This is a genomic window from Agrobacterium sp. Ap1, from assembly GCF_017313375.1.
GTDB classification, from domain to species: Bacteria; Pseudomonadota; Alphaproteobacteria; order Rhizobiales; family Rhizobiaceae; genus Neorhizobium; species Neorhizobium cellulosilyticum.
Genome location: NZ_JAFLMY010000018.1, coordinates 1 through 26,599 on the forward strand (window position 1 = coordinate 1; position 26,599 = coordinate 26,599).

Below are 26,599 nucleotides of genomic sequence, written 5' to 3' on the forward strand. Positions count from 1 at the left end.
TGACATGCTCGTCACTGAAGAAAGCGTATCGCGACAGATTGCGTGCGGCGGCGGGCGGAAAGCTGGCCTTCGTGTTTTTGGATGGCAGCAAGGCGCTGCTGACCCAGCGCATGGGCAGCCGCGAAGGCCACTTCATGCCGACCAGTCTTCTGGAAAGCCAGCTCGCGACACTGGAGCGACCTGATAGCGAAGCCGGCGTTGTTGTCGTCAATATCGACAACACGCCGGAGATGATTGCCGAGCTGGCAATCGAGGGGCTGAAGGGGCTTGTCTAGCCTAAGACAACAAAGCTGGCTCACCGGTACGGCTGAGCCGTCATTTTAGGCCGACGGCGCCACGCGAGCATAAGCGCCTAGAATAAAGCGCTCGGCACGCAGCAGATAAGCTTCCAGCTTTTCAGCTGCGGCCCCCGAGCGGCCAGCTTCAAGTTCCAGCAGTATTTCGCCATTCTGGTCGATGAACGGGCCGTGCAGAAACTCGGGATCCTGAAGCAGGCCGAAGACGAGGCGCAGTTCCAGCGAAATATGTGCATAAAAACTTGATAGGCGCGGGCTGTCTGCAAGTTCGACGATCGCCGAGTGGAACGAGATGTCGGCGCTCCCGACGCCGAGCCAGTTTCCTGCCTCGCGGCAACGATGCGCATCATCCACCGCCAGCCGCATGCGCTGCGTACCCGGATGGCGCGGATGCGCCTGCGCCAGTGCAGAACATTCGATGAAGCGCCGCACACGATAGATGTCTATGATGGTCGACATGCTCGGCGTGGAAACGAACACGCCTCGGTTTGCTTCGTAGCGCAGCAATCCTTCCTTCGTCAGGATACGGAAAACTTCACGCAGCGTGTTTCGCGAAACCTGCAGCTCTTCACACAGCACCATTTCAGAAAGGTGACTTCCAGGCGTGAGCGTGCCCGATATGACCTTTTCGCGAACGCGCTCGGCGACCGTTTCGGCCAGCGTCTGTACAGGCTCCGCCGCTCGCGATCCTGTCGCGTTGCTGCCGCCAAGGTTTGAGTATCCTGTTTCATCACCTTGCGGTTTACGTGCAGCCAAGCCTTACCCTTTCGCTTCGGACGAGCTTTTCATTTTCGGTAATGCGCTTCCAAGCCGCTCACAAGCAAAATGAACTGAAGGCAGAGGCAGAAAGCGAACTTATCCGTGCAGAATTCATCTTTTGCGCAAATATTGAGCAATTGATCATTTGTAGGGCAATACACAAAAATTGTTCAACACTCTGGACAGTATTGTTCGCCTTTGTTAGCGTTTAGTCAACTTATCAAGACGGATGGAATTTCATGCCGACCATCGACATCAACAGTGACTTGGGCGAGAGCTTCGGAGCCTGGACGATGGGCGATGATTCCGCCATGCTCGATATCGTCAGCAGCGCCAATGTGGCCTGTGGCTTTCATGCGGGCGACCCGGCCGGTATCCTCAAGACCTTGAAGGCAGCTGCCGAGCGCGGCGTCGCCATCGGTGCGCATGTAGGCTACCGCGACCTCGCCGGTTTCGGCCGCCGCAACATGGACCCATCCAGCGAGGAACTGATCGGCGACGTGATCTACCAGATCGGCGCGCTGCAGGGTCTCGCAAAGGCCGCGGGCACGCGCGTCACCTATGTCAAGCCGCATGGCGCGCTCTACAACACGATCGCCATTGATGCCCGCCAGGGCAAAGACGTCATCGACGCGATCCTCGCTGTCGATCCCTCATTGGTGCTGATGGCGCTCGCCGGCTCTCCGCTTGTCGCTCAGGCTCGCACAGCCGGCCTGACTGTCGTTGCCGAAGCCTTTGCCGACCGCGCCTATACACCGGAAGGCAATCTCGTCTCGCGCCGCGAAAAAGGTTCTGTTCTGCACGATCCAGACCTCATTGCCACGCGCATGGTGCGCATGGTCAGGGAAGGCGTGATCGAGGCGATCGACGGGACGTTCACCAAGGTCGATGCCCAGTCGATCTGCGTGCATGGCGACAGCCCGGGTGCCGTTGCCATGGCCAAGCGCTTGCGCGAGGTTTTCGAGCAGGCGGGCCTCAGCATCCGAGCCTTCAGCGGAATTGCCTGAACGATCATGCAGCCCGTCATGCCGAACACGACCCGAGACACGTCGATGCGCATCCTGCCGGTGCGCGGCGATTGCATTCTCGTAGAACTCGCCGACCTCGGTGAGGCGCTGGCGCTGTTCGATGCGCTGAAGACCAGACCAATCAAGGGCATCACCGAAATCATTCCGGCTGCACGCACGCTGCTCGTCTCGTTCGATCCCTACACGGTTTCCGATGAAGCACTGGTTGATGCCATCACGGCCCTAGCCGGTGGTGAGCGCAGGGCGGCAACCGGTGCGCTGGTCGAAATTCCAGTGCGTTATAACGGCGAGGATCTGGCCGAGGTTGCCGGCATTCTCGGCATGAGCGCTGCAGATGTCATCCGGCTGCATGGCGAAAGCGATTATGTCGCCGCCTTTACCGGCTTTGCGCCCGGCTTTGCCTATCTGTCCGGCGGCGATCCGCGCCTTGCCGTGCCGCGTCGCAAGTCGCCGCGCACGCAGGTTCCGGCTGGAGCTGTTGGTTTGGCCGGCGAATTCAGCGGCATCTACCCGAAAACCAGCCCCGGCGGCTGGCAGCTGATCGGCACCACGCCGCTCGCGATGTTCGATATCGACCGCACGCCCGCCTCGCTGCTGCAGCCGGGCAGTCGCATCAAGTTTCGCGACATGGCGAAGGATGCGGCCTACGAGATCCAGACATCGGCCAGATCTGCCGCAGCCAAGGCGATTGTATCGCCAGAAGCCGATACGGCATCGATCGAAATTCTCTCCATCGGCCTGCCGATCCTGTTTCAGGATCTTGGCCGTGCGGGTCAGGCCGGGCAGGGCATCAGCGTTTCGGGCGCCGCCGACCGGGCAAGCTTCAAGGCCGCCAATCGCCTCGTCGGCAATCCGGCAAACACAACCGCACTGGAAATTACCCTCGGTGGCCTCAGCTTCCGCATGCGTGGCCAGAGCGTCATGGCACTGACCGGCGCTACGATGCCGATCTCGATCACCGGCGCTGACGGCAGCAAAATCTCGGGCCTGCACCACACAGCCATCGCGCTCGATGACGGCGACGTCGTTTCGCTTGGCACGCCGGAAAGCGGCATGCGCTCCTATCTGGCGTTGTGCGACGGATTTGATGTTGCGCCGGTGCTTTCCAGCACGGCGACAGACACGCTGGCGCAGATCGGCCCTGCCGCCCCGGCTGTCGGTGATATCGTCAACATTCGGACCGCACCGGCAAACACATTCGTTTCATTGGAAGAGCCTGCCTTTGCCCTGCCGTCCGCCACCGAAACCATTGTGCTCGACGTCGTGATGGGCCCACGCACCGACTGGTTTAGCGACTCCGCCGTCGAAAGCTTCCTCACCCAGGAATGGTCGGTCACGCCGCAGTCCAGCCGCGTCGGTATCCGGCTGTCGGGCGATGCTCTCGAACGGTCCAACCACAGCGAGCTACCGAGCGAGGCCACCGTACGCGGCGCGCTTCAGGTTCCGGCCAGCGGCCAGCCCGTGCTGTTCCTTGCCGATCATCCGCTGACCGGCGGTTATCCGGTCATCGCCAATGTCGCCGGCCATCATCTCGATCTCGCCGGCCAGATACCTGTCGGCGCAAAGATCCGCTTCAACGCGGTGAGCCGCTTCGCGCCCCGTTTCATTCCAGGAAAATGCCCATGAAAAAGGTTCTGATAGCAAACCGCGGCGAGATCGCGGTGCGGATCATCCGGGCCTGCAAGGATTACGGCCTGACCTCGGTCGCCGTTTACGCCGATGCCGATGCGGACGCGCTGTTCACAGACTTGGCCGATGAGGCCTATGCGCTGAACGGCGTGACCGCCAAGGACAGCTATCTCGATATCGACAAGCTGATCGCCATTGCGAAGCGCTCGGGCGCCGATGCCGTGCATCCCGGTTACGGTTTTCTCTCGGAACGCAGCGAGTTTGCGCAAGCTGTCATCGATGCCGGCCTCATCTGGATCGGCCCCGATCCGAAGGTGATCGAGGCACTCGGCGACAAGCTGAAGGCGCGTGCGATTGCCCAGAAGGTCGGCGCGCCTCTGGTTGCCGGTTCCGATGGCGCGATTTCCTCGCCCGCCGAGGCTCTGGCCTTCGCAAAGAAATTCGGCCTGCCGATCGCCATCAAGGCAGCCCATGGCGGTGGTGGTCGCGGCTTGAAGATCGCCCGCGAACTCGGCGAGGTCGAGGAGCTGTTTTCATCGGCCACGCGTGAAGCGGTGGCCGCCTTCGGTCGCGGTGAATGTTATGTCGAGCAGTTTCTCGACCGCCCGCGGCATATCGAGGCGCAGGTTCTGGCGGACCGTCTCGGCAATGTTCTGGTGGTGGGGACCCGCGATTGCTCGTTGCAGCGGCGCAACCAGAAACTTGTCGAGGAAGCACCTGCGCCTTTCCTCTCCGATGAACAGCGCCAAAAAATCCATTCGGCTGCGCGCGATATCTGCGCTGAAGCCGGTTACACCGGCGCCGGAACGGTGGAATTCCTGCTCAGCGCCGATGGCGTGATTTCCTTCCTCGAGGTCAACACCCGCCTGCAGGTGGAACATCCGGTGACGGAAGAAACGACCGGCCTCGACCTCGTCATCGAGCAGTTCCGCATCGCAGAAGGTCTGCCGCTCAGCGTAACGACGATGCCGGAACCCCGCGGCCATGCCATCGAGTTCCGTATCAACATGGAAGATCCCGGCCGTGGCTTTTTGCCGTCTGCCGGCGAGATTTCCAGATTTGCCGCACCTTCCGGCCCCGGCGTGCGTCTGGATTCCGGCGTCGTTTCCGGCTCGGCCATTCCGCCGATGTTCGATTCCCTTTCGGCCAAGCTGATCGTATGGGGCGCGACCCGCGAGCAGGCGATCGCCCGCTCGCGCCGTGCCTTAAGCGAATTCACCATTGAGGGCGTGCCGTCCGTGCTGCCCTTCCACCGCGCCGTCATCGCGCATGACGATTTCGCCAAAAATTTCCGCGTTCACACGCGCTGGATCGAAACCGACTTTGCCGAAACGCTAGAGGCCGCCAGCCGCCCTGCCCCGGCATCGAGCGCCAGCCTTCTGCGCGGCCATGTCGAAATCGACGGCAAGCGTGTGGAAATCGGTATTCCGGATGCCTTCCTGCGCTTGCTCGGACCACTTTCGGCAACCTCGAACAGCGACAAGAAGAACCAAGAGAACGATGCGGGTGCGGTGATTGCACCCGTGCCCGGCCTTCTCGTTCACTGGAATGTTTCCGATGGCGCACTTGTAGAAAAAGGTGAAGTTCTGGCAATGATGGACGTGATGAAGATGGAAACGGCGGTCACCGCATCGGTTTCCGGCACCATCACCATCCTTGCTGAAGCAGGTTCATCACAGACGGCAGGCGCCGTCATCGCCCGCATTGATAGCGGCAAACCTTCAACGACCGAACAGGCCAAGCCGGAGACACGGACATGACCACGAGCGAAACCATCAAACCGCTTCTGTCGGTCGAAAATCTGAGCGTCGAATTCGGCTCCAGCCGTGTCGTCGACGATCTGTCGTTTACGGTCGAGGCCGGCCAGACCGTTGCCGTCGTCGGAGAATCCGGTTCGGGCAAGTCGGTCACCTCGCTGTCGACCATGCGACTTGCCGACATGATGGGCGCGAAATACGCGAGCGGCCGCATCATGTTCAACGACAAGGATCTGCTGAAGGCGTCCCAGAAGGAGATGCGGTCGATCCGCGGCAAGGAGATCGCCATGATCTTCCAGGAGCCGATGACCTCGCTCAACCCGGTCTTCACCATCGGCGACCAGATCTGCGAAGTGCTGATGCTGCATGAAAAGCTCGGCAAATCAGCCGCCATGACGGAGGCCCAGCGCCTGCTCGACATGGTGCGCCTGCCGGATTCAGCCCAGCTTCTTCACCGTTTCCCGCACCAGCTTTCGGGCGGCATGCGCCAGCGCGTGATGATCGCCATGGCGCTTGCCTGCCGCCCAAAGCTGCTAATCGCCGACGAGCCGACCACCGCGCTCGACGTGACCATTCAGGCGCAAATCCTCAACATCATGCGCGACCTGCAGAAGACACTCGGCATGGGCATGGTCTTCATCACCCATGACATGGGCGTGGTTGCAGAAATGGCCGACCATGTCGTCGTCATGTGGAAGGGCCAGAAGGTCGAGGAAGGTCCGGTCAACGAGATTTTCGCCAACCCGCAGCATCCCTATACCCGCACGCTTCTCTCCGCCGTGCCTCGCCTCGGCAGCATGTCCGGCGAAGATTTCCCGAAGCGCATGCCGCTCACCGTTCTTCAGGATGGCGAACCGACCGTGGTCGGTGTAGAGCGCGTGCAGGACACCGCGAAATACAACGAAAAGCCGCTTCTGTCGGTCAAGGACCTGTTCGTTCGTTTCGACATCAAGAAGAACCTGTTCGGCAAGGCCACCCATCGCTGCAGCGCCGTGCAGAAGGTTTCCTTCGACATCCATCCGGGCGAAACGCTGGCACTGGTGGGCGAGAGCGGGTCCGGCAAGTCGACGATCGGCCGCACGATCCAGCAGCTGCAGTCGTCCATGGGCGGCGAGATCGCCTTCAATGGCCGCACCTATTCGTCCATGTCCGCCGCCGAGCGTTTTCGCATGCGTCAGGAAGTGCAGTATATCTTCCAGGACCCGTTCGCCTCGCTCGATCCGCGCAAGACGGTCGGCTTCTCGATCGCCGAACCGATCAACACCCATGGCCTGATCAACGATAGCAAGGCAGTCAAACGCCGCGTCGATGAACTGCTGGAGCGGGTCGGCCTACCTTCGAATGTCGCCTCGCGTTACCCGCACGAATTCTCCGGCGGCCAGCGCCAGCGTGTCTGCATCGCCCGTGCGCTTGCGTCCGATCCCAAGCTGATCATCGCCGACGAAGCACTGTCGGCACTCGACGTGTCGATCCAGGCGCAGATCATCAACCTGTTCATGGACCTTCAGGCAGAGCGTGGCCTCGCCTATCTGTTCATCAGTCATGACATGGCCGTTGTCGAAAAGATGAGCCATCGCGTCGCCGTGCTTTATCTCGGCCAGATCATGGAAATGGGTTCGCGCCGTCAGGTGTTCGAAAACCCGAGCCACGATTATACGCGCCGCCTTCTCTCCGCCGTTCCGGTTGCCGATCCGACGGCGTCGCGAAACACGGCGCTGATTGAGGGCGAAATTCCAAATCCCGTCCGTCGCGTCGGAGACGAGCCGGCCATTCTTTCCCACGAGGAAATCAATCCGGGTCATTTCATCGCCAAAAGCGCCTGAAGAAACCCGGATCACAAACCGCGACACAATCGCAAGCATCTGAAGAGGAACAGGTAATGACAACGTTCAAAAGGGGACTGGCGTCGGCGTTCGTAGCTTTCGCTCTCGCCGGCACCGCACTTTCCGCCGCCCCGGCCTTTGCCGCAGGCAAGATGACCATCTCGTCGCCGCAGGATCCGGGCAGTTGGGATCCGATCGACACGTTCCTTGTTCAGTGGGCGGCGGTTGCCACAAATATCTTTGACGGCCTGACCTATCGCGGTCCCGACCTCAAGCTCGTTCCCGGTCTTGCCGAGAGCTGGGAAGAACTGGACGAAGGCAAGCGCATACGCTTCAAGCTGCGCCAGGGCGTGAAATTCCATAACGGCGAAGACTTTAACGCCGCCGCGGTCAAGTTCACCTTCGAGCGCCTTCTCGGCGAACAGGGTGCCAAGGGCCCGCAGCGTTCCAACTATATCGCCATCGAAAGCGTTGACATCATCGACGATTACACGGTCGACCTGAAGCTGAAGGCGCCGGATCCGGTCCTCTTGACCAAGCTCGCCGGTTACGGCGCGATGATCGTTCCGCCGAAATACATCACCGAAAAGGGTGAGGACAATTTCAACCTTAACCCGGTTGGAACAGGCCCATTCAAGTTTGTCTCCTATCAGCCGAAGGTCGACATCAAGCTTCAGGCCAACCCGGATTACTGGGGCGGGGCGCCGAAGCTGTCGGAACTCGAATACCGCTTCATCTCAGAGCCAGCGACCGCGGTTGCCGAACTGCAGGCCGGCCGCGTCGATCTCGTCATCCCGCCGACCATTCCGATCGGCATGCTGCCGGTCATCCAGGGCGACGACAAGCTTGAGATCGTTTCCGTTCCCGGCCCGTCCGTCGATGCGCTGCGTTTCAACACCCGTGACGGCATCACCGCCGATCCGAAGGTGCGCAAAGCGATCATCATGGCCGTCGATCGCGGCACGATCGTTAAGTCGATCCTCGCCGGCCAGGCCTCCGAGATCACCAGCTTCCAGAGCGCGCTTTCCTTCGGTTTCGATCCGGACCTGAAGGCGATCCCGTATGATCCGGCAGGTGCGAAGAAGCTACTGGCGGAAGCCGGCGTAAAGGCTGGTGCGACGCTGCAGATCGACATCCGCGGCAATGACGCGACGATGAACGAAGTTGCGCAGGTTATTTCCAGCTATCTGTCGATGGTTGGCATCACCGCCACGATCAAACCTTACGAAACCAACGTTCTGCTGAACGACATCATCCCGCAGGGCAAGACCGGCGCGATGTTCCAGCAGAAATGGGGCGGCTGGACCTTCGATTACGACAACACGGCGTATTCGATGTACCACTCGGGCGAAAAGTGGAACCCCTACGACAAGGACGAAAAGCTGGACAAGCTGCTGGAATCGCAGCGCCCGCTGACCGACCGTGCCGAGCGCGAAAAGATCCTCAAGGAAGTCGGTGCCTATGCATCCGAACGCGCCCTTGAGCTGCCGCTCTACAACACCAACGCGATCTTCGGCATCAATAAGCGGGTCAAGGGCTTCATCGCGCCTCCGGACAACCGCATGAAGCTGACCGACGTCACCGTCGAATAATCTTCGCGGCGATTTTTCTGTCAAATCGCTTCGCCCGCGTTGCGGGCGAAGCTGAACTTCTCTTTTAGGAACTAGAACTTGGCCGGTTTCCTCATTAAGCGACTGCTACAGGCGATCTTCGTCGTTATCGCCATCACTCTCGTTGTCTCCTTCGCCATTCGCCTGACCGGTGATCCGGCAGTGACGATGTTTCAGGGCGGTGGCAGCATGACGGAGGACGATCTTGCGCGCATTCGTGCAGCGCTCGGCACCGACCAGCCGTTCTTCGTGCAATATCTCAACTTCCTCAACGGTCTGGTCACGCTCGATTTCGGTCGCAGCTTCTCCGGCGGCACCTCTGTCTCACTGCTGATCGGCCACGCCCTGCCCGCCACGCTGCTGCTCGCCTTCATCTCGATGTTCGTGTCGATCGCGCTGTCTATCCCACTCGGCATCAAGGCCGCCACCTCGCGCGGCAAGGCCGCTGACCAGGCGATCCGTATCTTCTCGCTAATTGGCCTGTCCTTCCCGAATTTCTGGCTGGCAACCATGCTGGTCCTACTTTTCGCCATCACGCTCGGCTGGCTACCGCCAAGCGGCATGTCTGGCTGGGCAAGCTATGTCATGCCGGCTGTCACCATGGGCGTCATCCTGACAGCGACCAATGTCCGCCTCGTGCGCACGTCGATGCTGGAAACCCTGCAATCACAATATATCATGGTGGCCCGTGCCAAGGGGCTTTCCGAAAGCAAGGTTCTCTACAAGCACGCGCTGCGCAACTGCGCCATTCCGCTGATCACCTATTTCGGCCTGCAATTCGGGGGCCTGCTTGGCGGCATCGTCGTCATCGAGCGCGTCTTCAACTGGCCGGGCATGGGTACGCTAGCCTTCGATGCCGTTGGCGCACGCGATTTCCCGGTGCTCCAGGCCGTCATCACCGTTCTGTCGCTGATGATCGTCGGCATCAACCTTTTGGTCGACATCGCCTATGGCCTCGTCGACCCGCGCATCCGCACGGAGTAACCGACCATGGCTTCCAAAACCTCCCGCCTGTCGCGCTTCGCGAACCTGGAATTTATTCTCGGTGCAGCACTGACCATCATCATCTGCCTCGCCGTGCTGTTCTCCGACCTGCTGTTTCCCGGTGGCGCAGACAAGATCGACCTGATGGCACGTCTGGCAAAGCCCTTTGCGTCAGCGGCGCATCCGTTCGGCACCGATCCGCTTGGGCGTGACGTGCTGGCCCGTGTCGTTGCCGGCGGCAAGATCTCGCTTCTGGTCGGTTTCACCTCCGTCATCGGCGCCGTCATCCTCGGCGTGGTGGTCGGCCTGATCGCCGGTTACTATCGCGGCTTCTGGGACATGCTGGTCATGCGTTTTGCCGACCTGCAGCTCGCCATGCCGTTCATCCTTCTCGCAATCACCTTCATCGCCATCGTCGGCGGCAGCCTGACGAACACGATCATCCTGCTGATCGTGTCGCAATGGGTGCAATATGCCCGCCTCGTGCGCGGCTCCGTCCTGACGCTGCGCGAGCGTGAATTCATCCTTTCGGCGCGTGCCATCGGCGTGAAGGACTGGCGCATCATCTTCCAGCATCTTCTGCCGAACCTGATCGGCCCGGTAATCGTGCTGATGACGCTCAACGTCGCCAACAACATCCTGCTTGAAAGCAGCCTGACCTTCCTCGGCCTCGGCGTTGATCCGACCATTCCGAGCTGGGGCGGCATGCTGGCCGACGGCCGCACCTATCTGCAGACCGCATGGTGGGTCAGCGTCTTCCCGGGCCTCGCCATCTTGCTCACCGTGCTTGGCCTCAACCTGCTCGGCGACTGGCTGCGCGACAGCCTCGACCCGACCGGTCGCACCTCAAGATAAACACTTCGATACACAGCAAGGCATGACACCATGACCACGATATTCGAGACTTCAATCGAGCGTACTCTTGAAACTCTGGTCACCGGTGCCAAGCCGGGCCTCGCTTTCGAAGCCTGGACATTTGACGATACAAAAAGCCGCCGTGCCACCGAGCAGGCGCTGAAGGACAACGGCATCACCGCCCGCATCCGCAGCGCCTACAAGCCGCTTCTCTTCACCTTTCTGGAAGAGATCGACCTTACCGGCGTGACGGAAATCGAGGTGCGTTATCCGGTACATGCCAATGCCCCGGCAAACCGTTTCCGCCTCGAAGCTTATCCGCTTGCATCGCTCGTTGGTGACGCGAAGATCGAATTCATTGCCCGCGAGGACGGTGAGTTCTTTTACGACGTGACGCTGACCCGCAATGGCCAGAGCGAAACGCTGAAAATTCTCGTGCCGAACCGCGTCCACGAAGATGTCGTAGGCGAAACCAATGTCTCGCCAACCGGCTGGTATCGCGCCGAAGGCGATACGACCGGCGAGCGTCTGGAAACCGATTACGAGCGCCTCTTCCACGGCGCCATCGAAGCGGTTGCCGGTTACGACTGGGGTGCCACCGAACCCTATTTCGAAGAGCTGAACATTCGCGTCGCGCACCCAGCCGAAGACATGGACCTGCCGGTCGGCGACGAAGTCGTCAGCCTGCGCGAAGCCCTTCACGAGGATTTCTACTTCTCGCTGCTGGAATTTTTCCAGAAGAAATCCGGCCGCCCGCTCGGCGACCGTGGCTTGAAGCCCGGTCAGATCGTGCCGGAAATCATTCAGAGTGCTGGCGAGATCGGCATCCGCGTCGAAACCCGGTCTCTGACGACCGGTTTCCTCGACGGCAAGGAACAGGCGATCGATAACGCGATTGAACCGCCGGCAGCGGCTCAGATGGCCAAGCTGCTGGCCGAAATCGGTGGCGAAGAGTTTTCGGCCAATTCCCGTTCCGGCCGCGTTCTTGTCGCCCGTTACATCAAGGGCAGCGAAGCGGCCGTCATGATCAGCGGCGGCCAGCATCCGAACGAAACGACCGGCATCGTCGGCGCCATCCGCGCCGCACGCGTGCTGAAAGAACGCGCCAACGCGCATTTCACCATTTCGCCGCTGGAAAATCCGGATGGCTACGCGCTGCACCAGCGTCTGCGCGTCGATAATCCGCGCCACATGCACCATGCCGCCCGTTACACGGCTCTGGGTGACGATCTGGAATACCGCACCCGCGAAAATTCCGGCGAACACCTGAACGAGAAGGCGATCCGCTTCACGGCACAGGACCTCAGCGGCGCAAAGCTGCACGTGAACCTGCACGGTTACCCGTCACATGAATGGACCCGGCCGCTTTCCGGTTACGTGCCACGCAATTTCGCCATGTGGACGTTGCCGAAAGGCTTTTTCCTCGTGATGCGCCATCACGCCGGCTGGACGGAACAAGCCGAAGCGATGCTCGACCACGTCACCCGCCATCTCGGCGCGATCCCCGGCATTCTCGACTACAACAACCGCCAGATCGCGCTTTATGAGACCCATGCCGGCGAAACCGGGTTCCGCATCATTAACGGTTTCCCCTGCCTGTCATCGATCGACGACCGCCACACCGTGCCGCTGACTTTGATCACCGAATATCCGGACGAGACGATCTACGGCAACGATTTCATCACCGGCCACACGGCACAGATGGAAACCGTCATTTCGGCCTACGAATCCTGGCAAATGCTGCAATCAAAGGCATCGGTCTGACAGCGAGACCAGACGGGACGGATGGAGGCTCGCGGCCTCCTGATCCGCATCGTCTGCCATAATCAGATCGGCTGGATCAGCCGATCTGTACCACATGTCCGGGTGACACTTCCTTGTATTCCCGCTTCGGCGGCTCATAACCCATTGCCCGCACCGGGCTTTTCAGCTCGTCGTTGGAAATGCCGCGACGGATGCCCCGTCGTGCTGGGTCAGGCACAGGAACTGCGGACATCAGCTTTTTCGTGTAGGGATGCTGCGGGTTGTCGAAGACGGCCGCACGCGGCCCGATTTCGACAATCTCGCCCAGATACATTACCGCAACGCGATGGCTGACCCGCTCGACCACGGCCATGTCGTGGCTGATGAAAAGGAAGGCGAGGCTGAGGCTCTGCTGCAGATCGAGAAGCAGGTTACAGACCTGTGCCTTGATCGAAACGTCGAGCGCCGAGACGCTTTCGTCGGCGACGATCACCTTCGGGTCGAGAGCCAGCGCGCGGGCGATCGCGATACGCTGGCGCTGGCCACCGGAGAACTCATGCGGATAACGGCTCGCCATATCGGCGGAGAGACCGACTTTTTCGAGTAGATCCGCCGTCTTTTCCTTCGCCTGTTTTGCCGTGCCCAGACGATGTTTGATGAAGGGTTCGGAGATCGCCGTGCCCACCGTCATGCGCGGATTGAGCGAGGAGAACGGATCCTGGAAGATCATCTGTACCGACTTGCGCATCTGCCGCAGACCCATCGTGTCGAGCCGCATGACGTCATAACCGTCGAGCGCAACATCACCTCCGGTCGGTTCGACGAGACGCATGATAGAACGACCCGTCGTCGACTTGCCGCAGCCGGATTCGCCGACCAGTGACAGGGTTTCGCCCTGGAAGAGATCGAAGGAGACGTTTTCGACCGCATGGACGGCACCCGTCTGACGCGACCAGAGGCCGGAACGGATCGGGAAACGGGTGACGAGGTTCTTCACCTCCAGAACCGGACGCTTCGACAGGACGACGGTATCGGCCACCTCTACCGGTTCGGCCGGTTTACCCGTCTCGGCGTCAAGAACCGGGAACCGTGTCGGCCAGTCGTGCCCCTGCATCGAGCCGAGCTTCGGAACAGCAGAGAGAAGTGCCCGCGTGTACGGGTGCTTGCCGCGGTGGAAAATCTCCTCGGTCGGGCCGGTCTCGACCTCGTCGCCGCGGAACATGACGATGGTGCGGTCGGCGATTTCTGCAACGACACCCATGTCATGGGTTATGAACAAGACGGACATGCCCTCCTCTTCCTGCAGCACCTTAAACAGGTCGAGGATCTGCCCCTGAATGGTCACGTCGAGTGCGGTCGTCGGCTCGTCTGCGATCAGCAGCTTCGGCCGCGAGGCGAGCGCCATGGCGATCATCACACGCTGGCGCATGCCGCCGGAAAACTGGTGCGGATATTCATCGAAACGGCCGGCAGCATTGGGGATGCGAACCTTCTCGAGCAGCCGGATCGTCTCGGCACGGGCTTCGGTCTTCGACATCGCCTTGTGTCTGACCAGCACCTCAGAGATCTGCCTTCCGATGGTAAAGATCGGGTTGAGCGAGGTCATCGGCTCCTGAAAGATCATCGAGACCTCATTGCCGCGCACCGCCCGCATCTCCTTTTCGGACAGTCCAAGCAGGTTGCGGCCATTCAGCATGACCTCACCTTCTATGCGGCTGGTTGCCGGAGCCAGAAGACGCATCAGCGACAGCGAAGTGACGGACTTGCCGGAACCGCTCTCGCCGACGATGGCAACGGTTTCACCCGGCGCAACATCGAAGGACATGTTGCGGACAACGCTCTTCCATTCTCCATCGACGAGGAAAGAGGTCGAGAGGTTTTTGACCGAGAGGACGGGGGTGGTTGTGGTCATGGTGTCAGCGTCCTATCGCATAGGCCTGCATCAGGCGCGGAGTTGCGGCAGCCCGCAGCAGGCCATCGGCATCGCGGCGGGCGGCTGTCAGGCGACCGACCGACCACGCGTCGGCAACCTTGACCTTGTGGCCGCGGCGGCGGAGTTCTTCGAGCGTTGCTTCGCCGATTGTGCTTTCCACCATGATCTCGCCCGGCGAGCTGGTGCGCGGATAGAAAGAGCCCGGGAAATGGGACGTGTGGAAGAGCGGCATGTCGATCGCCGCCTGCAGGTTCTTGCCGTGATGGGCATACCGCAGGAAGAAAGGCAGCTGCCATTGGTCCTGCTGGTCGCCGCCCGGCGTGCCGAAAACCATAGAGGGCTTGCCCTGATGCAGCGCCAGCGACGGGGTCAGCGTCGTGCGCGGACGCTTGCCCGGTGCAAGCGAAGTCGGCAGGCCGTCCTTCAACCAGAACATCTGGGCGCGGGAATTCAGCGCGAAACCGAGCCCCGGCACGATCGGCGAGGACTGCAGCCAGCCGCCCGACGGCGTGGTCGAGACCATGTTGCCCCAGCGGTCGATGACGTCGATATGGACGGTATCGCCACGCTTTTCGGTCAGGTGCGACATGGTCGGCTCGTAAACTGTGCCCGTGCCGCTCATCTCGGCCAGCATCGCCATGGTCGCGTCGACCTGATGCTCGTAACCCGGCACTGTACCCGGGCGAAGGTCGAGCGAAGCCGTCGAGCCGATCAGCTTGCGTCGCTCGGCATTATAGCCTTCCGAGAGAAGATATTCGGTCGGGATCTGACCAAATTCCGGATCGCCGTAATAGACCTCTCGGTCGGCGAAGGCGAGTTTCATCGCCTCGACCACCGTATGGACGAAATCCGGGCCAGACGGGTCCATGGCGGCAAGATCAAAACCCTTCAAGAGCGCGAGCGACTGAAGAAGCACCGGCCCCTGCCCCCAGGCCGGCGTCTTGGCGATCGTCCAGTCCTGGTAATCCAGCGTCTGCGGTGCTTCGACGGTGGCGCTCCAGTTCGCCATGTCTTCAGCCGTCAAGACACCCTTGTGCTTGGAACCGCTCGCATCCATGACTTCGGCGGTCTTGAGGTAGCTATCGATCGCTTTCGCCACGAAGCCGCGATAGAAGGCGTCACGCGCCGCCTCGACCTGATTTTCGCGGCCGGTCCTGGCTTCCGATTCCGCGATGATGCGCTTGTAGGTCTCGGCCAAGACCGGGTTCTTGAAATTGGCATGTGCTTCCGGTGCCGAACCACCCGGTAGCCAGGTTTCGTAGGAGGTCGGCCATTCCTTCTTGAAGAAATCGGCAAGGCCCTTGATCGTATTCGACACGCGCGGCAGCGTCGGGTGGCCGTATTCGGCGTAATAGATCGCCGGCTCCAGCACCTCGCGCACGCTCATCGTGCCGTAGTCGCGCAGCATCAGCATCCAGCCATCGAAGGCGCCGGGGATGACGGTGGCCAGCAGACCATCGCCCGGAATCAGTTTGAGACCTTCCGACGTGTAATGCTCGATCGTAGCGCCGGCCGGAGCCGGGCCCTGTGCGCAGATGACTTCGACCCTGCCGGTCTTCTTGGAATAAAAGACAGCCGGCATATCGCCGCCCGGGCCGCAGAGATGCGGCTCGACGATCTGCAGAACGAAGCCGGTGGCAACAGCGGCGTCAAAGGCATTGCCGCCCTTTTCGAGTATGGCCATGCCGACGGCGGATGCGATCCAATGCGTGGAGGTAACGACGCCGAAGGTGCCGAGGATTTCGGGGCGAGTGGTAAAATCGGACATTCTTGGAATTCCCTATGAGATTTCAGGCTTCGCCCAGTCTTAGGCTTCGCGAGGATCGAGTGCGTCGCGCAGGCCGTCGCCCAGCAGATTGAACCCGATGACGACGAGGAAGATTGCGATACCAGGCCACATGGTCATCCACGGTGCCTGGCTCAGAAAGTTCTTGGCGGTGTTGAGCATCGAACCCCAGCTTGGTGCTGGCGCCTGCTGGCCCAGCCCGAGGAAAGAAAGGCTTGCTTCCGCGATGATCGCGGTCGCCACCGTAAGCGTTGCCTGAACGATGATCGGGGCAAAGACATTGGGCAGGATATAGCGGGTCATGATGTCGAAATGGTTCAGGCCGATCGAACGAGCGCCCTCGACATAGTCCTCCGTCTTGACCGCAAGCACCTGGCCGCGGGTCAGCCGCACGAAGATCGGCATGGCCGAAAGACCGATGGCGATCATCGCATTGGTCAGGCTCGGGCCGAGAAAGGCGGCAAGCGCGATCGCCATGATGAGAAAGGGCATGGCAAGCAGAGCCTCGGTGACACGCGAGATCACCATGTCGACCCAGCCGCCGAAATATCCGGCGATCAGGCCAAAGGGCACACCGATCACTACGGCGATCAAAACCGAGACGACACCAGCCATCAGCGAGGCCTGCGCGCCGTAGATCATCCGCGAGAGAATGTCGCGTCCGAGATCGTCGGTGCCGAGCCAGTGGGCGGCGGATGGTGCCTTGCGGATCGCGCCCCAGCTTGTGGCAATTGGATCGGCGATCGGCAGGATCGGAGCAGCGATGGCAAGAATGGCGAAGAAAAGCACGATGATCAGGCCGGCAAGGGCCGACCTGTTGCGCTTCATCTTCTTCCAGGCGCGGCTCTCTTGTCGCTTGGCAGGGATGGAGATGGTGGAGTTGATGGAGGTCATATCGTCGTCCTCAGATAGTCGCCCTGAGGCGCGGATTGAGCAGGACATAGGCAATGTCGGCGAGAAGGTTCATCAGGATGAAGCCGACGGCGGTGCAGAGCACGATACCCTGGACGACGGCATAATCGCGGGTGAACACGGCATCGACGGTCATCTTGCCAAAGCCCGGAATGGTGAAAATCTGTTCGGTCAGGACGGCACCCGCAAGCAGCTCGCCGAAGAGCAGCGCCAGAAGTGTGATGACCGGCAGAAGTGCATTGCGGAAACTGTGCGACAGGATGATCTCGCGTGGCGACAGCCCTTTGGCGCGGGCGGTGCGGATATAGTCGGAGCTCAAAACCGCGACCATGGCCGAGCGGGTATGGCGCATCAGCGTCGCGGCTAGCGCATTTCCGAGGACGAAGGCCGGCATGATCATCGTCTGGATGGAACGGACCGGATCGACGAAGATCGACTCGTAACCGGAAGCCGGAAGCCATCCGAGCTGCACCGAGACGAGCAGGATCAGCATGATACCGAGCCAGAAATTCGGGATGGAGAGGCCGGAAAGCGCCACGATATTGGCGGTGTAGTCGATCCAGGTATTCTTCTTCACCGCAGCCAGAATACCGATCGGGATGCCGAAGATCATCGCGAAGAACATCGCCATGACGGCAAGCTGAATGGTGACCGGCAGTTTCTGTCCGATCAGTTCCAGCACCGGCTGGTTGGTTCTGAGCGAAATGCCGAAATCGCCTGTCACAACGCCGCCCAGCCAGTTCAGGTACTGAATCGGCATCGGATCGTTGAGACGATATTTCTCGCGCAGGAATTCGATCGTAGCCGGATCGCGCTCTTCACCGGCCATGGCCAGAACCGGGTCACCGGGCAAAAGCTTCTGCAATGAAAAGACGAAGATCGAAATGATCAGCAGCGTCGGGATCGCGACCAGCAGTCGCTTGCCGATGTAAACAGGCATGGCATCGCCCTCGTTCAGGCTAGGTCTCGGTATGGTCAGTGTGGGCGCCGCACGAGGAATGTCCCCGTGCGGCTGCCTTTCTGAAATCGGCGATCAGTCCTTGCTGACGCCGAGCAGACGGATCATGCCGTCCGGCGACGGAGCCCAGCCCTTGACCTTCTTGGAAAGGGCGTAGGCATAAGGCTGGTGGCCGAGGTAGATGATCGGCATGTCCTCATCGAGGATCGTCATGGCCGCATCATACTTTTCCTTGCGGACAGCGTCATCGGTTGAGGCGCGGGCCGCGTTGAGCAGCTCGTCGACCTTCGGGTTGCAATATTTCACGTCGTTAATGCCGCCCTTGCAGGTGACGAACTGGTGAATATTGCCATCCGGATCGATACGGCCGGACCAGTCCGAACGCGACAGCTGATAGTTGCCGGCGGTCTGTTCGGAAAGAAGCGTGGCGAATTCGGTTGCCTTCAGCGTGACATTGAAGCCGGCTTCTGCCACCATCGACTGGATGACCTGCATCATCTGCGTCTGGGTGGTATTGTTGGCGTGCTGCAGTTCGATATCGAGCTTCTCATAGCCCGCTTCCTTCATCAGCTGCTTGGCCTTTTCTATATCGCGGGCCGGAACCGGGATATCCTTGTCGAACCAGGGACTCGACGGCGGGAACGGCTGGTTGCCGGCCTTGGACGTGCCTTCGAAAACGATCTGGCCGATTGCTTCGCGATCGATCGCCAGCGAAAATGCCTGGCGCAGGCGCTTGTCCTTGCCCAGCGGATTGTCCGCACGCGGGCCGTTGCCGATGTTGACATACATCGCCATGTAACCCGGACCGATGACGTCGGCATAGGTGAGGTTCGCGTCGTTCTTCACCGATTCCGCGTCGGAAGCGGAAATACGCTCGGCCATGTCGAGATCGCCCGAACGCAGGTTGGCGAGCTTCACGGTCGTGTCGGGGATCGGCAGGTAGGTCACCTTGTCGACCAGAACCTTATCCTTGTCCCAGTAGTCGGCGAATTTTTCCAGCACAATACGATCCTGCTGGATACGCTCGACGAACTTGAACGGGCCGGCGCAAACCGGCTTGGAGCCGAAATTGGCGCCGAGTTCCTTGGCAGCCTTCGGCGCAACGATCATGCCGGCGCGATCGGAGAGCTGGGCAAGCAGCGTCACGTCAGCGGATTTCAAGGTGAACTTGACTTCCAGCGGACCGGTTGCCTCGACCTTGGCGACCGAGGAAAGCTCGCTCTTGCGGCGCGATTCCGGCAGCGTCATGTTGCGTTCGATGGTGGCGACAACGGCTGCAGCATCGAGCACTTCGCCGTCATGGAACTTGACGCCATCACGGATCTTCATCGTCAAAACCTTGCCCTCTTCGGACCAGGCCCATTCGGTGGCGAGCTGCGGGACGACCTTCATGTCCTGGTCGATATCGACAAGCTTGTCGCACATCGCGGTATAGACGATGCGGCCGACAAAGGTGCGCGACTGGGCAGGATCCAGCACGTCCGCGTCGTCGTTGAGACCGATGCGTAGTTCAGACGACATGGCCGGCATGGCCATCAAGGCACTGGCGAGCAGCGCCGCACTCAAAGCGGTAATTCTCTTCATGTTCTATCCTCTGGTCTGACTATCTTTGACGTTATTTTTCTTGTTGGCCGGCCCGACGGGCCAGGCGGTCTTCAGTCGGCGGATCACGAGGCGGCGCTGATGTCGCCTCCGTCGGTTTCCTCCGTATCGGACGACGACACCGCCGAAGCAGTGTCGTCGAGAAACTCAAGTGAGGTGGCGCGGATCAGGCGCTCCTGGTGCATCAGAAGGTGCTGGCGCATGGCTTCGCCCGCCCGCCCGGGATCCCGGGCGGCAATCGCATCGACGATCGCCATGTGCTGTTCGTAAGAGGTTCGCCCATTGGTTCCGGTGCGCCGGGCGCGTTCGCGGATGGACTGCCATGCCTCGTCCTGACGAACGCGGTTGACCACGTCGAAAATCGACAAGAACAGGCCGTTGCCAGCGCTCTGGGCGATCTGGCGATGCAGCGAACCGTCCCAAAGCTCCTTGGAATCGGCATCCGTGCTCTGGCCGGTCTTTTCAGCGAGAGCGCGCATCCGCTCGATCTCGGAAGGCTTGGCACGCATTGCCGCAAGTTGCGCAAGCTGCGGCTCGATGCGAAGGCGAACCTCCATGATTTCCATGAAGTCGGTACCGGCAACCAGTTCATCGACCTGAGCAGACCAGCCATCCGGCTTTTCACCCAGAAAGGTTCCGGCTCCCTGACGCCGCCAGACCAGCCCCTCCGCCTCCAGGACTTCCAGCGCACGGCGGACTGCCCGACGGCCGACATTCAAGGTCTCCGCAAACGCCCTTTCCGTCGGCAGGCGGCCATCTTTCGCCAGCTCTTCATTGCGGATGAACTCGCGAAGCCTCGCCAGCGCAAAGTTGGAATTGTCGTTAGGGTTTGCAGTCAACTCGCACCATTTGGTCGAACCAATTGTCTATTGGTTCATCTTGGAGGATTTTTCTCACGCCCGTCAAGCCATTTTTTAGGCTTCGCCGACCATCGCTCAAAATGTAAGCAAACAAAGTTAGTTGGTCCGGCAGTCTTCAACCTGCCGCCACATCTGCACAGCAAAACGCCAGCATCTCGGGTGAGGCGCCGGCAAGGTTGCAGACATCGGAACTGGTGCCGGAGACGGTGTTTCAGACCGTTGCGCGCATGATGACGCGTGGGGACTTTGTGAGGCGAATACCGCCCTGCTTGGCGACCACCACGGTTTCACTAAAGCCGAGGCCCTGCGCTGTGGCATAGAGATGGAAGACCATGCCTTCCTCCAGCGGCCAGTCGGATGTCGGCAGGAAGGTGCCGGAAAAGTCACTGGTACGCGGGGTCCGGGTGTAGAGACCGAGCGTATAGGCAGTGACATTGTCGTAGACCGGCCGCAGGCCGGCATCGAGCGCGCCGTTGCGCATGATCGCGTCGACATCGCTGGCGATAGCGCCGGGTTTCATCGCAGCGATCTGCAGATCCTGTAGCTCGATCAGCTTCCCGGCAGCGGCTGTAAGCGCATCCGATGGCTTGCCCACCACGATCGGCCGCATCATCCGCGCGCCGTAATTGCCGACGCGTGGAATGAGCTCGACATGCAGCACGTCGCCCTCCTCGATCGCCTCGGTCTTGAACACGCCGTGAAGAAACTCATGGCTGCCGGAGGCCTTGACCACCGGACCGACCTCACCGGTATCGGCGCCCTCGCGCAGGAACACACCTGATGCAATGGCGGCTGCATCGCGCGTCGTCATGCCGGGCTTTGCCTGTCTTGCGATCTCCGCCATCGCCTTATCGGCAATTTCGGATGCCTGGGCAAGAACGGCAATCTCTTCCTCGGATTTCACCCAGCGCAGGCTGTCGCTCAGGCCGGGCATCGGCACGAAAGTGGCTTCGGGCAGAAGCGCCTGCAGCCGCATGAAAGTGGCGGCACTCATGCTGTAGGAATTTGTATCGAGAGCAATCCGCGCTCTGCCAAAACCGTGGTCGCGGATGCTTGCGGTAACGGCCGAATGCGCTTCATCGGTATCGGCAAAGCCGACGACATCGGTAATCCAGCTCTTCTCCCGGCATGGGGCTTCATCGAGCGCACGCAAACAAAACCAGGCTTCACCTTCGCGCGGCAGGAACGCCGCGCGATACATGGTTTCGGAGACAGTATAGCCCGTCAGCCATGCGAGAAGTTCGCCGCTGTCGACGAGAAGCAGATCGGCGCCAGAAGACGCCATGGCGTCCCGGGCGAGAGCGATACGACGATCATATTCCGCCCGGGAGAACATCTTATGCCACCTCGCAGATATCGAGGATGGTCAGCATGTAGACGCGGATCATGTCGAGGAAGTCGATGATATCGACGCGCTCGTCCGGCATGGTGTTGTACCGGCCACCCGGACCGCAGACGATGCCTTCCATGCCAAGTTCATGATAGAGATGGCCAGCATCGGTGCCGTAGAAACGCGTGGGGGTGATAGCACCGGTTGGCTGCTTTTCGCCGCGCACGGCTTCGTAAGCGGCATTGATCGACTTGACGATGCGGCTATCCGGCGAAACCTCGAAAGGCGGCATCAGCGGGCGGCCTTCGATCATGTCCGGAACGAGCTTGGCCCGAAGCCCGGGGAAACGGCCTTCGAGCAGGCGCAGTTCAGCTTCGACGTCTGCCAGCACGCTCTCCTGCGTCTGGCCCGGCGCATAACGCAGCGAACCGCGCAGGCGGACGAAATCGGCCACCTGCGGCGGACGCCATTCGGCAAAATCGCGGCCGAGCGCGCCATGAACGACGCCGACATGGCCACGATTGATCGAGCGATGTTCATCGCTCTTGGCGCCGCTGAAGGTCATCGCATTGATGCGCGGAATGATATCGCAGGCGGCTGCAATCGCATCGACGGATTCCTCGCGCTTCGACAAATGACGCGTGTCGCCGGTCAGTTCGATCACATAGCTGAGTGCCGCCGCATGCATGGTCACGGCAACGAGATCGCTCGGCTCGCTGTTGATGAAATAGTCGGCCTTCACGCCGCTCCTGATCGCCGCCAGCGTGCCTACGCCGCCCTGCAATTCGCCGACGACGAAGGTCAGGACCACATCGCCCTTCAGCTTGACACCGGCATCGAGCAGGGTCTTTACCGCGCAGAAATAGGCCGCATCACCGGCCTTCATGTTGGACACGCCGATGCCGTAGATGAACTTGTCGTCGACCAGGCCGGCATAAGGATCGACCGTCCAGCCTTCGGTCACCGGGTTGGTGTCGAGATGGCCGTTGAACAGCAGGCTCTTGCCGCCGCCCTCACCTTTCAGGCGACCGATCGTGTTGAAACGGCGGCCTTCGTCAAACGCCTGAAGCTCGGCCTCGACGCCGATCTTTTCGAGTTCCTTGGCCATCCAGCGGGCGAGATCCTTCTCGCCTTCGGTCTCCGAATGGCTCTTGTGCTGGACCATTTTCGACAGGAAATCGAGGCAGGCCTTTTCGTCGATCCGATCCACGAGGGACTTCGGGTCCATTGTCATGCTCCTTGATGCAGTATCACTTGTATTGGTCATTGAAATTGGGCCGCCGCGCGCGGCGCCGCTTCGATCAGCCGGCGGGTATAGTCGGCCCGGTCAGGGCTATCGATCTCGTCGGCCTTCACCACCTCGATCAGATCGCCGCGATACATGACGGCGATCCGGTGGGCGATCTGGCGGATCAGGTTGAGATCATGGGTGATGAACAGATAGGCCGTGCCGCTCGCCTTCTGCAGTTCGAGCAGAAGCTCCACCACGGAAGCCTGAACCGAAACGTCGAGCGCCGAGGTGATCTCGTCGCAGATGACCAGCTTCGGCTTCGAGGCAAAGGCACGGGCAATTGCCACACGCTGTTTCTCGCCACCGGAAAGCTGGTGCGGATAACGGTTGGCATGGGTGCGTGGCAGGCGCACCTGTTCCAGCATGTCGCCGACCTGCTTTTCGAGATCGCTCCCATCACCGAACAGTTTCAGCGGCCGCGAGAGGATCTCAAAGATCTTCTGGCGCGGATTGAGCGAGGCATCCGGATGCTGGAAGATGATCTGCACGTCCTTGCGATAGGCATTGTCCATATCGCCGAGATGCCTGATCTCACGCCCGTCGAACCAGATCTTGCCTTCGAACCGGTTGAGGCCTGTCATGGCCTTGGCAAGCGTCGACTTGCCCGACCCGCTCTCGCCGACGATGCCGAGAATCTCACCCGGATTGACGCTGAGGCTGATCGCGTTATTGCCGGTAACACGATCGGTCTTCTTGCCGATCAGTGCCGCGAGGAACGACTTGCGGCCGAAATGCACGCTGACATTCTCGACCTTCACCAGCGGCTTTTCGGCCACGACCACATCCTCCTTCACCAGACGATGAGCCGGGTCGGGAACGGCGTCGATCAGCTCGCGGGTATAGTCCTGCTGCGGATTGGTGAAGATGTCGCGGACCGTGCCCTGCTCGACGATATCGCCACGCTTGATCACGGCCACGCGGCTTGCCGTGCGGGCAACCAGCGCCAAATCATGCGAGATATAGAGCGAAGCGACACCCGTCTCGGCCTGCAACTCGACGAACAGATCGAGGATCTGCCGTGAGGTGATCACGTCGAGCGCCGTGGTCGGCTCGTCGAAAATGATGCATTCCGGGTTGCAGGCGAAGGCCGACGCGATGACGACACGCTGCTTTTCACCACCGGAAACCTCATGCGGCATGCGGTGCATCATCTGCGCCGGCGTCTTCAGCCCCACATGGGCCAGCCGTTCCTCGCCTTCCTTCCACGCCTGCTGGCGGGTGAGGCCGCGGTGGCGAATGAGAACTTCGGCCAACTGCGTGCCGAGCGACAGCGTCGGGTTGAGTGACGTGCTCGGGTCCTGAAACACCATGCTGATGCGCCGGCCGCGGATGGCCTCCATCTGCCGTTCGGATTTATCCAGCAGGTTGTCGCCGCCGAGCAGGATTTGCCCGCCCGGTTCACGGGCATTTTTCGGCAGGTAGCGCATGATCGACCATGCGAGCGAGGTCTTGCCTGAGCCGCTTTCGCCGACGAGGCCGAGGATTTCGCCGCGGTTGATGGCGAGATCGATGTTTTTCAGCGCGTGAAACGTGCCGTTAGCGGTCTCGTAATCCAGCGAATAGTTCTCGATGGAGAGCACCGGCTTGTTCTCGGTATTTGTCATGGGTGTCACCTCAGGTCCGCGGATTGAGGGCATCGCGGAGACCGTCGCCCAGAAGGTTGAAGCCGACGGCGACGATGGCGATCGCCACGCTCGGCCAGATCAGGATGCCAGCCGACATATGCATGTAGCGGCGGGCTTCCGAGACCATCAGGCCCCATTCAGCAGCCGGCGGCTGTGCGCCGAGACCGAGGAAGGAGAGCGTCGCAAACAACATCACGGCAAAGGACACACGAATGGTCATCTCGACGATGATCGGCGCGATCACGTTCGGCAGCATTTCGCGGCGGATGATGTAGCCGGAGCTTTCGCCGCGGGCGATTGCCGCATTCACATAATCCTGCTTGCGCACCGACAGCGCCACGCTTCGGGTGATCCGGGCCATGCCGGGCGCGAATGCGATAGCAACAGCGACCAGCGCGTTGACCGTGCTGGAGCCGAGCAGGTTGACCACCAGTAGCGCAAACAACAAGCTCGGGATCGACATGACCGCATCGATGGTACGCATGATCAGCTCGTCGGCGCGGCCGCCGAGGAAGGCGGAAGCGGTGCCGATCAACGCGCCGATCAGCGTCCCGGTGATGGTCGCCAGAACCGCCATGACGACGGTGGCGCGGGCGCCGATCAATAGCCGGCTGAAGATATCACGGCCATACTGATCGGTGCCGAGCCAGTAGGCGGCACTGGGCCCCTTGTAGCGGGCGAGCGGCGACAATTTTTCCGGATCATACGGCGCGACCAACGGGCCGAACACAACGATCGCGAGGACCAGCACCACGAGGAAGGTGCCGATCGCGCCTTGCGGCGTCTTCAGCAGGCGTTTCATGAACTCAGTCATACTGGATCCTCTTGTCGAGCCAGGCATAGAGGATGTCGGCAATGAAATTGACGATCGAATAGGTGGCAGCCATGATCAGCACACCGGCCTGGATGGCAGGCAGGTCACGCGCCTGGATGGCGACGATCAGCTGGCGTCCGATACCGGGAATGGCGAAGATTTCCTCGACGACAATAACGCCGCCGAGAAGATAACCGACATCGAGCGCGACGATGGTGATGGTCGGCAGCAGCGCATTGCGCAACGCGTGGTGGCGCAGCACGTGACCGCGCGACAAGCCTTTAAGCCTTGCGGCGCGGATATAGTCCGTATGCAGCACATCGACGAGTTCGGAGCGCACCATGCGGGACACGTGGGCGATCAGGATGATCGAGATGACGCAGACCGGTAGCACCAGATGCGCGATACCGCCGAAGAAATCCTCCGTCAGCGGCACGTAACCGGTCGGCGGCAGCCACTTCATCCAGTCGGCAAAGAGAAGAACGGCGATCGTTGCCGTAACGAATTCGGGAAGTGCTACGCCGGCATAGGAAATCAGGCTCACCACCATGTCGGCGATCTTGCCGCGACGGATGGCGGCGATGATGCCGAGCGGAATGGCGAGGATAAGCATCAGGCCGATCGAGAAGAAGGCTAGAATGAGGGATCGACCAAGCGCTTCGAACATGGCGGGGCCAACCGGTTGGCCGGTGCGCAGCGAGGTGCCGAGGTCACCCTGCACGACATGCCAGAGCCAGGTCGCATATTGCTGCCAGATCGGCGCATCGAGACCCATCGTCTGGCGCAGCGCATCGAGCGCTTCCGGGGTGGCGTTTTCGCCCAGCATCATCACCGCCGCGTCGGCGGGCAGGATCTGGGTAATGGCAAAGACGATCAGCGACACGACAAGAAGCGTGTAGACGATCATCACCAGCCGCTTGGCTATATAGTTCGGAGACAGGGGCGTATTCCTTGGTCAAGAGGGCCGGACGCCATCAAGGCGCCCGGCGATATTGGCGGTCGGA

At 60.8% G+C, this 26,599-nt stretch carries 21 protein-coding genes; 9 read left to right on the forward strand and 12 right to left on the reverse strand.

Annotated elements, in window-relative coordinates:
• Positions 1 to 275: gluconokinase (locus tag JZX87_RS24375; RefSeq protein WP_502711338.1), on the forward strand; the 275-nt coding region annotated here is incomplete at its 5' end.
• Positions 276 to 320: 45 nt separating this feature from the next.
• Here JZX87_RS24375 and JZX87_RS24380 read toward each other — a convergent pair.
• On the reverse strand, positions 321 to 956 hold the full coding sequence (locus tag JZX87_RS24380; protein WP_246436277.1) for a GntR family transcriptional regulator: 636 nt from the start codon (positions 954 to 956) through the stop codon (positions 321 to 323).
• A gap of 338 nt (positions 957 to 1,294) precedes the next feature.
• Here JZX87_RS24380 and JZX87_RS24385 point away from each other — a divergent pair, with 338 nt between their 5' ends.
• The 8 genes from JZX87_RS24385 to JZX87_RS24420 all read left to right on the forward strand — a co-directional run bounded on the left by JZX87_RS24385 (position 1,295) and on the right by JZX87_RS24420 (position 12,505).
• Positions 1,295 to 2,062 (forward strand): LamB/YcsF family protein, encoded by a 768-nt coding sequence (locus JZX87_RS24385; protein WP_206828525.1) that lies wholly within the window; start codon positions 1,295 to 1,297, stop codon positions 2,060 to 2,062.
• A gap of 45 nt (positions 2,063 to 2,107) precedes the next feature.
• On the forward strand, positions 2,108 to 3,709 hold the full coding sequence (gene pxpB, locus JZX87_RS24390; RefSeq protein ID WP_206828592.1) for a 5-oxoprolinase subunit PxpB: 1,602 nt from the start codon (positions 2,108 to 2,110) through the stop codon (positions 3,707 to 3,709).
• Positions 3,706 to 5,472, forward strand: a complete 1,767-nt coding sequence (locus JZX87_RS24395) for an acetyl/propionyl/methylcrotonyl-CoA carboxylase subunit alpha (protein WP_206828527.1) — start codon at positions 3,706 to 3,708, stop codon at positions 5,470 to 5,472. The genes pxpB and JZX87_RS24395 overlap by 4 nt, the downstream gene beginning before the upstream one ends.
• A complete protein-coding gene (locus JZX87_RS24400; protein WP_206828529.1) occupies positions 5,469 to 7,292 on the forward strand; it encodes an ABC transporter ATP-binding protein in 1,824 nt (607 codons plus the stop codon). Before JZX87_RS24395 ends, JZX87_RS24400 begins: the two co-directional genes overlap by 4 nt.
• A 56-nt stretch (positions 7,293 to 7,348) precedes the next feature.
• The gene (locus JZX87_RS24405; RefSeq protein WP_206828531.1) at positions 7,349 to 8,884 is read left to right on the forward strand and encodes an ABC transporter substrate-binding protein; all 1,536 of its coding nucleotides are present in this window, start codon (positions 7,349 to 7,351) and stop codon (positions 8,882 to 8,884) included.
• 78 nt (positions 8,885 to 8,962) lie between these two features.
• On the forward strand, positions 8,963 to 9,886 hold the full coding sequence (locus JZX87_RS24410; RefSeq protein ID WP_206828533.1) for an ABC transporter permease: 924 nt from the start codon (positions 8,963 to 8,965) through the stop codon (positions 9,884 to 9,886).
• A gap of 6 nt (positions 9,887 to 9,892) precedes the next feature.
• Positions 9,893 to 10,741, forward strand: coding sequence for an ABC transporter permease (locus tag JZX87_RS24415; RefSeq protein WP_206828535.1), 849 nt, complete (start codon positions 9,893 to 9,895; stop codon positions 10,739 to 10,741).
• A gap of 30 nt (positions 10,742 to 10,771) precedes the next feature.
• Positions 10,772 to 12,505, forward strand: a complete 1,734-nt coding sequence (locus tag JZX87_RS24420) for a M14 family metallopeptidase (RefSeq protein WP_206828537.1) — start codon at positions 10,772 to 10,774, stop codon at positions 12,503 to 12,505.
• 76 nt (positions 12,506 to 12,581) lie between these two features.
• On the opposite strand, the gene JZX87_RS24425 is transcribed toward JZX87_RS24420, so the two are convergent.
• From JZX87_RS24425 to JZX87_RS24475, 11 genes are all read right to left on the reverse strand, one after another.
• A complete protein-coding gene (locus JZX87_RS24425) occupies positions 12,582 to 14,396 on the reverse strand; it encodes an ABC transporter ATP-binding protein (protein ID WP_206828539.1) in 1,815 nt (604 codons plus the stop codon).
• Between the two features lie 4 nt (positions 14,397 to 14,400).
• Positions 14,401 to 16,185, reverse strand: coding sequence for a gamma-glutamyltransferase family protein (locus tag JZX87_RS24430; RefSeq protein ID WP_206828541.1), 1,785 nt, complete (start codon positions 16,183 to 16,185; stop codon positions 14,401 to 14,403).
• A 39-nt stretch (positions 16,186 to 16,224) separates the two neighbouring features.
• The gene (locus tag JZX87_RS24435; protein ID WP_183826700.1) at positions 16,225 to 17,097 is read right to left on the reverse strand and encodes an ABC transporter permease; all 873 of its coding nucleotides are present in this window, start codon (positions 17,095 to 17,097) and stop codon (positions 16,225 to 16,227) included.
• Positions 17,098 to 17,107: 10 nt separating this feature from the next.
• Positions 17,108 to 18,055: an ABC transporter permease gene (locus tag JZX87_RS24440; protein WP_206828544.1), complete on the reverse strand. Its 948-nt coding sequence runs from the start codon at positions 18,053 to 18,055 to the stop codon at positions 17,108 to 17,110.
• Positions 18,056 to 18,148: 93 nt separating this feature from the next.
• A complete protein-coding gene (locus JZX87_RS24445; protein WP_148146661.1) occupies positions 18,149 to 19,657 on the reverse strand; it encodes an ABC transporter substrate-binding protein in 1,509 nt (502 codons plus the stop codon).
• Positions 19,658 to 19,740: 83 nt separating this feature from the next.
• A complete protein-coding gene (locus JZX87_RS24450) occupies positions 19,741 to 20,514 on the reverse strand; it encodes a FadR/GntR family transcriptional regulator (RefSeq protein WP_183685512.1) in 774 nt (257 codons plus the stop codon).
• A gap of 232 nt (positions 20,515 to 20,746) precedes the next feature.
• Complete coding sequence (locus JZX87_RS24455; RefSeq protein WP_206828545.1) at positions 20,747 to 21,871, reverse strand: M24 family metallopeptidase; 1,125 nt, start codon at positions 21,869 to 21,871, stop codon at positions 20,747 to 20,749.
• A 1-nt stretch (position 21,872) separates the two neighbouring features.
• A complete protein-coding gene (locus JZX87_RS24460; protein WP_183685514.1) occupies positions 21,873 to 23,093 on the reverse strand; it encodes a M20 family metallopeptidase in 1,221 nt (406 codons plus the stop codon).
• A 35-nt stretch (positions 23,094 to 23,128) separates the two neighbouring features.
• Positions 23,129 to 24,760 carry a dipeptide ABC transporter ATP-binding protein gene (locus JZX87_RS24465; RefSeq protein WP_206828547.1) on the reverse strand — a complete coding sequence of 544 codons (1,632 nt, stop codon included), beginning with the start codon at positions 24,758 to 24,760 and terminating at the stop codon, positions 23,129 to 23,131.
• A 10-nt stretch (positions 24,761 to 24,770) separates the two neighbouring features.
• Positions 24,771 to 25,595: an ABC transporter permease gene (locus JZX87_RS24470; RefSeq protein WP_206828549.1), complete on the reverse strand. Its 825-nt coding sequence runs from the start codon at positions 25,593 to 25,595 to the stop codon at positions 24,771 to 24,773.
• Positions 25,588 to 26,535 carry an ABC transporter permease gene (locus tag JZX87_RS24475; protein WP_148146671.1) on the reverse strand — a complete coding sequence of 316 codons (948 nt, stop codon included), beginning with the start codon at positions 26,533 to 26,535 and terminating at the stop codon, positions 25,588 to 25,590. Before JZX87_RS24475 ends, JZX87_RS24470 begins: the two co-directional genes overlap by 8 nt.
• Between the last annotated feature and the right edge of the window lie 64 nt (positions 26,536 to 26,599).

Excerpts from the sequence above, each read along its gene's own strand:
- JZX87_RS24405 (WP_206828531.1), top strand. The coding sequence starts at position 7,349 with ATGACAACGTTCAAAAGGGGACTGGCGTCGGCGTTCGTAGCTTTCGCT.
- JZX87_RS24455 (WP_206828545.1), bottom strand. The coding sequence starts at position 21,871 with ATGTTCTCCCGGGCGGAATATGATCGTCGTATCGCTCTCGCCCGGGAC.
- JZX87_RS24425 (WP_206828539.1), bottom strand. The coding sequence starts at position 14,396 with ATGACCACAACCACCCCCGTCCTCTCGGTCAAAAACCTCTCGACCTCT.
- JZX87_RS24385 (WP_206828525.1), top strand. The coding sequence starts at position 1,295 with ATGCCGACCATCGACATCAACAGTGACTTGGGCGAGAGCTTCGGAGCC.
- JZX87_RS24435 (WP_183826700.1), bottom strand. The coding sequence starts at position 17,097 with ATGACCTCCATCAACTCCACCATCTCCATCCCTGCCAAGCGACAAGAG.
- JZX87_RS24420 (WP_206828537.1), top strand. The coding sequence starts at position 10,772 with ATGACCACGATATTCGAGACTTCAATCGAGCGTACTCTTGAAACTCTG.
- JZX87_RS24430 (WP_206828541.1), bottom strand. The coding sequence starts at position 16,185 with ATGTCCGATTTTACCACTCGCCCCGAAATCCTCGGCACCTTCGGCGTC.
- pxpB (WP_206828592.1), top strand. The coding sequence starts at position 2,108 with ATGCGCATCCTGCCGGTGCGCGGCGATTGCATTCTCGTAGAACTCGCC.
- JZX87_RS24465 (WP_206828547.1), bottom strand. The coding sequence starts at position 24,760 with ATGACAAATACCGAGAACAAGCCGGTGCTCTCCATCGAGAACTATTCG.
- JZX87_RS24445 (WP_148146661.1), bottom strand. The coding sequence starts at position 19,657 with ATGAAGAGAATTACCGCTTTGAGTGCGGCGCTGCTCGCCAGTGCCTTG.
- JZX87_RS24440 (WP_206828544.1), bottom strand. The coding sequence starts at position 18,055 with ATGCCTGTTTACATCGGCAAGCGACTGCTGGTCGCGATCCCGACGCTG.
- JZX87_RS24415 (WP_206828535.1), top strand. The coding sequence starts at position 9,893 with ATGGCTTCCAAAACCTCCCGCCTGTCGCGCTTCGCGAACCTGGAATTT.
- JZX87_RS24400 (WP_206828529.1), top strand. The coding sequence starts at position 5,469 with ATGACCACGAGCGAAACCATCAAACCGCTTCTGTCGGTCGAAAATCTG.
- JZX87_RS24395 (WP_206828527.1), top strand. The coding sequence starts at position 3,706 with ATGAAAAAGGTTCTGATAGCAAACCGCGGCGAGATCGCGGTGCGGATC.
- JZX87_RS24470 (WP_206828549.1), bottom strand. The coding sequence starts at position 25,595 with ATGACTGAGTTCATGAAACGCCTGCTGAAGACGCCGCAAGGCGCGATC.
- JZX87_RS24460 (WP_183685514.1), bottom strand. The coding sequence starts at position 23,093 with ATGGACCCGAAGTCCCTCGTGGATCGGATCGACGAAAAGGCCTGCCTC.